Here is a 6,433-nt window from a genome sequence, read left to right on the forward strand (position 1 = left end):
CTATTTTTGATTGGCTTCCTCATCAGTTTTGTTCTCACCTGTGCGCTCGACCTTCTGAGCTTTCAAGCGCATCTGGCGCTGATGATCATTAAGGTACGCACTAATACGACGTTTCTGTTCAATGCCATCTGTACGAGGCAGAGAACGTGTCTGCTCAAGGCTTACAGGTGATAACCCACCCGCCTGCATACCTGGCAATTGTAATGCCGGCGCAGAGCTGAAAGGTTGATCAGGTTTTGGTTGGTTAAGCTGTTGTACCCCGATAATCATAGCGGCGGCAACGGATGCTGCAATAGCAAACTGACCGCTATGGCGTATCAACGGCACGACACTACCGATAACAGGTATATCCCGCAGGCCTTTTTTCGGTGCCAGAATAGCCGGCTCATTTTCAATGGCCCGGGCAACACTTGCACTGATATCGAAGTTCAGTTGTGCAGGAAGTTCCTTGCGCATTCCATCACGAATCAGGTGGTAATTACGCCACTTAGCTGACAATTCCTTGTCATTGCAGGTTTCTCCGATCATGCCGGTAGAGGACTCACCATCCATCCAGGCTGAAAGATCTTCAAATTTCTTATCCGTCATAAACTCAGGTTCCTGTTAACGCGTCACCGTTTTTACTGTCTCAATCTGACTAATGTTGCAATAGAGGCTGTACGACTTTATCAATAGCTTCTCTGGCTCTGAAAATCCGCGACCTGACTGTACCCACAGGGCATTCCATCACTGTCGCTATCTCTTCATAACTCAGGCCTTCTAATTCTCGTAGGGTAATTGCCATACGCAAATCTTCAGGTAACTTATCTACTGTGTCAAATAACAGCTTCTCCATTTGTGCGGACATCAGTGAACGTTCCGGAGAATTATTCTCCTTCAAAGCGTCACTGCCATCGTAAAAATCTGCTTCATCAGCGTCAACATCATTGGCAGGCGGTTTTCGCCCTTGTGCCACCAAATAGTTTTTGGCGCTGTTCACCGCGATACGATACAGCCAGGTATAAAATGCACTGTCGCCCCTGAAATTTGGCAGGGCCCGATAGGCTTTTATAAAGGTTTCCTGAGCTACATCAGCCACATCCCCGGAATTCTTTACATACCTTGATACCAGGTGTGCCACCTTATGTTGATATTTCACTACCAACAGATTAAAGGCATTCTTGTCACCCTGCTGTACCCTTTCAACTAATTGTTGATCTGTGTATTGCTCGCTCATCCGAGCCACATCCCCTATTTACTACTATCTGATGCACTATGACTCAACGCAAGCACAGAGATAGACTGCTGTTTAATAAAAAAGTTCGAATTAATTTCAACAATGGCACTTTTACTGGTGTCCCTGGCTATTGAATCAAGGCGAATTAATGATTTGAGAGACAAATGGTGAATCTTTTTGCGCTTTTCAATAGTATCATGCCGCAAATAGTTAAAAGCCAATAAGTATACCCCATGACCCACGTCATTGAACACGATTGTGACCTATTGATTATAGGCAGCGGTGCTGCCGGTTTGAGTCTGGCCCTTAAGCTGGCCTCACAGTGTAATATTATTGTGCTGAGTAAAAGTGCGGTTAGCGAGGGGTCCACGCTCTATGCGCAAGGTGGTATTGCCGCCGTGTTTGATGAGAATGATTCGATTGATTCTCATGTAAAGGACACCATGGAAGCAGGTGCAGGGCTTTGCGATCATGCCACAGTGGAGTTCACAGCTTCCAATGCCAGGAATGCTCTGGAATGGCTGATCCAGTTTGGTGTGCCATTTGATCAGGAAACCGATGCCAGCGGTGACTCCCGGTATCATTTAACCCGCGAGGGTGGCCATAGCCACAGACGGATACTGCATGCCGCCGACGCTACCGGAAAGGCGGTACAAACCACACTTGTTGAAGCTGTAAGACATCACCCGAACATCCGCCTTTTTGAACGTTATAATGCGGTAGATCTGATACGCAGCCGCAAACAGCCTGAACATCTGCTCGGTGCCTATGTATGGAACCGCCAGGCAGAGCGCGTAGAGCATATTCGCAGTCGATTCATTACCCTGGCCACCGGTGGTGCCAGTAAGGTATACCAATACACCTCGAATCCAGATGTTTCCAGTGGTGACGGTATTGCCATGGCATGGAGGGTAGGTTGCCGGGTCGCCAATATGGAGTTTAATCAATTCCATCCCACATGTTTATATCATCCTCAGGCAAGCAACTTTCTGGTTACTGAAGCGCTGCGTGGTGAAGGGGCTTATCTGATCCGCAAAGACGGCAGCCGGTTTATGGAGGATTTTGATGAGCGCGGGGAGCTGGCGCCAAGAGATATTGTAGCGCGGGCCATTGATTTTGAAATGAAACGCCTTGGTGCAGACTGCATGTATCTGGATATTCGCCACAAACCGGCTGAATTTATCCTTAGCCACTTTCCTACTATCCATAAAAAATGTATGAGTCTGGGCATCGATATCACCAAAGAGCCAATCCCGGTGGTACCCGCCGCCCATTACAGTTGTGGCGGTATTGTCACCGATTTTAATGCCCGTACAGACTTGCGCAATCTCTATGCGATTGGGGAAGTGGCTTATACCGGGCTGCATGGTGCCAACCGCATGGCGAGCAATTCGTTACTAGAGTGTGTTGTGTTCGCTCGTGCTGCTGCAGATCATATACAGGCCAATCTGCATCAGCCTTCAATTAATGAACCTATAGCTCCCTGGGACGAGAGCCAGGTCAGTGATTCAGATGAAGAAGTGGTTATCCAACATAACTGGCACGAACTCAGGCTTTTCATGTGGGACTACGTAGGGATCGTGCGCACGAATAAACGTCTGGAGCGTGCCTCACACAGAATTGAACTTCTGAAACGGGAAATCAACGAATATTACTCAAATTTCCGGGTCAGCAACAATTTGCTGGAGTTGCGAAATCTGGTGACTGTAGCTGAACTCATTGTACGTTGCGCCATGCAACGTAAAGAAAGCCGGGGGCTTCACTACAACCTGGACTATCCGGAGAAAAGGAGTAATCCTGCACCTTCAGTGTTGACTCCCGAATAAACATCAGAACTATAGCAGTTCGTATTTTCCACTCAAATGTAATTTACAGCCATCGGCTGAGCCAAGGGTAAAGCTGCCACTATGATCCCCCTCCTGGCAGTTAAAACTAACTTCGCAGGGCAAAAATATCGGTTTGCGAAAACTCACTCTGACATCAAAACAGTCACCCAGCTTCTGTTCAATAGCAGAAATACAGCGGCCTTTTGTCCACATGCCATGAATAATCTGCGCTTTAAACCCAAAGAAACGCGCCGACCACGGATACAGATGAATGGGATTGTAGTCCCCTGACACTCTGGCGTATTGACGACCAAGACTCGCATCAAGTGTCCAAATCTCCCCGGGAGGTAAATTAGCTGAAGTTACAACAACCTGGCGTTTGGGTAAGTCACCGCTCTTAACCAGACTGATACTCTTACTTTCCCAGACCAAAGATGCATCAATACGTACCTCAGTCACCAGCGTCACCTGCCAACCCAGGCGATGACGTCTGAGGCCATCAAAGAAACAGCTGACATCCAGCTTTTCTTCTCGTCTGATGGCCCGGTATTGCCGGATACGGTTTTCCATATGTACCAGCCCCATCACCTTGAAGGGAAACCCCTTGTCCAGCAATAAAGCAAGGTGTAACGGCAATGCCAGACAATGCAACCAGGCCGGATGTACCCGATCCTGATAAGGCCATCCGATCAGATGGTGATACTCATCCATTTTTTCGGAGCCGGCGCTAAGGCCTTCACATCTTAGCGTTAATTCAGGTAAGGAGGGTATTTTGCCAGCATAAGAAGATTTGACCGCTGCTCTAAGTAACATAGGGGGAACAGCTGGCATCGATGCCGGTGTAAATTCCCTGATATTCATAGCTTTTACTCCTTTGTGTGACGCCGTTCAGATTCAGCGTCGACTTAACCAGTATCAGCCTGACGACGAAGGATAATCCGGGACAATCTGCGGTAGTTCAGTTCTGATAATTGATCCCTGAAAACTAACAGTCGTTCTGCGGGCCTGTGCGACAGCTTATCCTGCAGACAAATAAATAATACCCAGGCAGTTACTCTGGATTGTCTGGCCAGCATCTTTTCTTGTACCCCATCTTCAGCCCATTGCCAGTCACCGTTTTCGGAGACTAAAAATACCCATTTGGGTAGCCGTCTCATCAACCACCATAACACCGACAGGCCGCATAGAAATGATAACAGCAACTGAACATAATACTGATAGCTGAAGCTATCAGGCTGAACTAACCAGATACTCAGCAGAACCAGGCAATGAACAGCGAAGACCAGACGCTGACGATAAACCGATGACTGAATCTCTATTCTATACTTTGACACGGCTTATTATAATGTCCACCATAGCCGCCAGTTCGGGATCCTGACATTGCTTATGCCCCATAAACCAGGCAAAAAGATCCGGATCATCACAGGTAAGTAGTCGTTCAAACGTTTCTTTTTTGTGATCACTGAGCCCGTCAAAAGCCTGCTCCAGAAAAGGCAGTAACAGTACATCCAATTCAAGCATACCCCGACGACAGGCCCACTTCATACGGTTAATCCTTTTGGTGCTGAACATCTTTTCTCCAGATAGATATCGAAGCTACAACTATACCAATTCAGCTAACCAATTGCTCCATTCAAAACGCTCCGTTCAAAGCGCACTTGCAAATATACCAGCTATCCCCATATCTTAAATCAGAATCAACAGATTATAGATATTGATGACTGATAATAATTTACCCAACAGCACCAGAGATTTACCTAATGAATATCTGGTCAGACTCGAAGACAGAGCGGCTCTGAGATTGACAGGCCAGGACACTACAAAGTACCTGCAGGGGCAACTAACCCACGATGTTAACAAGATGTCCAATAGACAGGCTCTGCTGGCATGTCACTGTGAATTCAAAGGTAAAACCTGGGATATTTACACCATTGCCTCAGATGATAAAAGTACCGTTTTGATTGGTCATCAGGGGGCACTCGAGAAATCACTGGAACAACTAAAAAAGTATGCTGTATTTTCGCAGGTAGACATCAATTCTGCAGACGATTATGTGTTATTTGGTGGTAGTGGCGAGTCAGTTGAAAAATGGATAGGGAGACACTTTGGTCAGCTGCCGGACAAAAACCTGGCTATGATTAGCAGCCATCAGGAAATAGTCATCAGATTAGACAGTCCGCACATTCGCTATATGCTAATGCTGCAATCGAAGTCGGCCGAAACGCTTATAGAGGACGCTTGCCCATTATTCCCAACTTCTTTATGGAACTTAATGGATATTCAGGCAGGCATTCCCAGCCTGAATGCCGATACAAGCGGCGAGTTTGTTCCACAAATGATGAATATGCAGGCTTTGGACGCTATCAGTTTTACCAAAGGCTGCTACATGGGTCAGGAGGTGGTTGCCCGTACTAAATTTTTGGGTAAAAACAAACGGGCAGCCTTCATTCTTAAAGCACAAGAGCACTGCGAAATGAACCCGGGTGATTTGCTGGAAAAGCAAGTAGGAGAAAACTGGCGACGCGGCGGCACAGTACTCAGTTGTGTTGCTCTTGGAAAAGAAACCTGGATTCTTGCTGTACTCTCGACGGAGACTCAGGCTGACGAGATACTGCGCAGTAAGAACAGACCTGATGCGTGTTTCACAGTACAGACGTTACCTTACTCTCTTGAAGTCGAGGAGGATAAGTCAACGCTTAACTGATTTGATGCCTTTCAGTATATAAACATTGTAGGGTTCCACCTGAAAAATCAGGCTGCTGTATTAGTGACACAAATAGTGAGGACTGTTACAGATCGTCAGGAAAACAATTCGGTGTGACATGAATCAGCAAGATTGGCAGCGTCTTGTCGCTCTGGTAGAGCGACTGGCGTTGCAGTTATAGTAAAGTGGTGCGAAATTTTGCCCTTCCTGTTAGGTTTCTGCGCGCTTATTCCGGCAATCCGCTTCGCTCTTTGCAGGCTACCTTGCTGGTTTTTTTAGTTTCTCCATCAGGAGCCTGGCGGTATGCGACCGCCATGGATGGCGGAAGTGGCGGTTTTGCAGGAGCAAAAACCTGCCTACTTTACTCCGGGCCTCCTGCCCTTCGCCCTTTGGGCCATCGTCGTTCCTCCGATGTGCTAAAACGCTCCCGGCGTTTTAGTCACATGGGGGGGGGAAGGCGGATTCTGTAGCGGCGCAGCCGCGCCCGCCTGAACGGGAGGTGAGAATGCGTCATGCCGGGCATGTCCAGCACCTTTAAATTTTGCAAAGTACCATCCGTTAATATCCAGCGCTCAAAGGTGCTGGGCTTGCCCCGGTACCTTTATGGGTCTTGCAGAGGGGGATAATCAACAACACGGCCGCTGTTAAGAGGTCCTGATTTTCATCAGGATGACGAGTGATGGGTTA

General features: G+C 47.6%; 7 protein-coding genes. 2 read left to right on the forward strand and 5 right to left on the reverse strand.

Annotated features, from left to right (window positions below; genetic code table 11):
- On the reverse strand, positions 1-588 hold the full coding sequence (locus CDA54_RS10700) for a sigma-E factor negative regulatory protein (RefSeq protein WP_099034996.1): 588 nt from the start codon (positions 586-588) through the stop codon (positions 1-3).
- A gap of 49 nt (positions 589-637) precedes the next feature.
- Entirely contained in the window at positions 638-1,216 is a 579-nt protein-coding gene (rpoE, locus tag CDA54_RS10705; RefSeq protein WP_099034997.1) for an RNA polymerase sigma factor RpoE, read from the reverse strand.
- Between the two features lie 233 nt (positions 1,217-1,449).
- Between rpoE and nadB the strand changes: the two genes are divergently transcribed.
- Positions 1,450-3,042, forward strand: a complete 1,593-nt coding sequence (nadB, locus tag CDA54_RS10715) for an L-aspartate oxidase (protein WP_099034999.1) — start codon at positions 1,450-1,452, stop codon at positions 3,040-3,042.
- Between the two features lie 9 nt (positions 3,043-3,051).
- Here the strand turns inward: nadB and CDA54_RS10720 are convergent, their stop codons facing one another.
- The 3 genes from CDA54_RS10720 to CDA54_RS10730 are packed head-to-tail and all read right to left on the reverse strand — an operon-like array spanning position 3,052 to position 4,614.
- Entirely contained in the window at positions 3,052-3,903 is an 852-nt protein-coding gene (locus CDA54_RS10720; protein WP_099035000.1) for a MaoC family dehydratase, read from the reverse strand.
- 44 nt (positions 3,904-3,947) lie between these two features.
- On the reverse strand, positions 3,948-4,376 hold the full coding sequence (locus tag CDA54_RS10725) for a protein YgfX (RefSeq protein WP_099035001.1): 429 nt from the start codon (positions 4,374-4,376) through the stop codon (positions 3,948-3,950).
- Complete coding sequence (locus tag CDA54_RS10730) at positions 4,363-4,614, reverse strand: FAD assembly factor SdhE (RefSeq protein WP_099035002.1); 252 nt, start codon at positions 4,612-4,614, stop codon at positions 4,363-4,365. The genes CDA54_RS10725 and CDA54_RS10730 overlap by 14 nt, the downstream gene beginning before the upstream one ends.
- 145 nt (positions 4,615-4,759) lie before the next feature.
- Here CDA54_RS10730 and ygfZ point away from each other — a divergent pair, with 145 nt between their 5' ends.
- The gene (ygfZ, locus tag CDA54_RS10735) at positions 4,760-5,746 is read left to right on the forward strand and encodes a tRNA-modifying protein YgfZ (RefSeq protein ID WP_099035003.1); all 987 of its coding nucleotides are present in this window, start codon (positions 4,760-4,762) and stop codon (positions 5,744-5,746) included.
- Positions 5,747-6,433 lie beyond the last annotated feature (687 nt).

The organism is Lacimicrobium alkaliphilum (assembly GCF_002591895.1).
GTDB lineage: Bacteria > Pseudomonadota > Gammaproteobacteria > Enterobacterales > Alteromonadaceae > Lacimicrobium > Lacimicrobium alkaliphilum.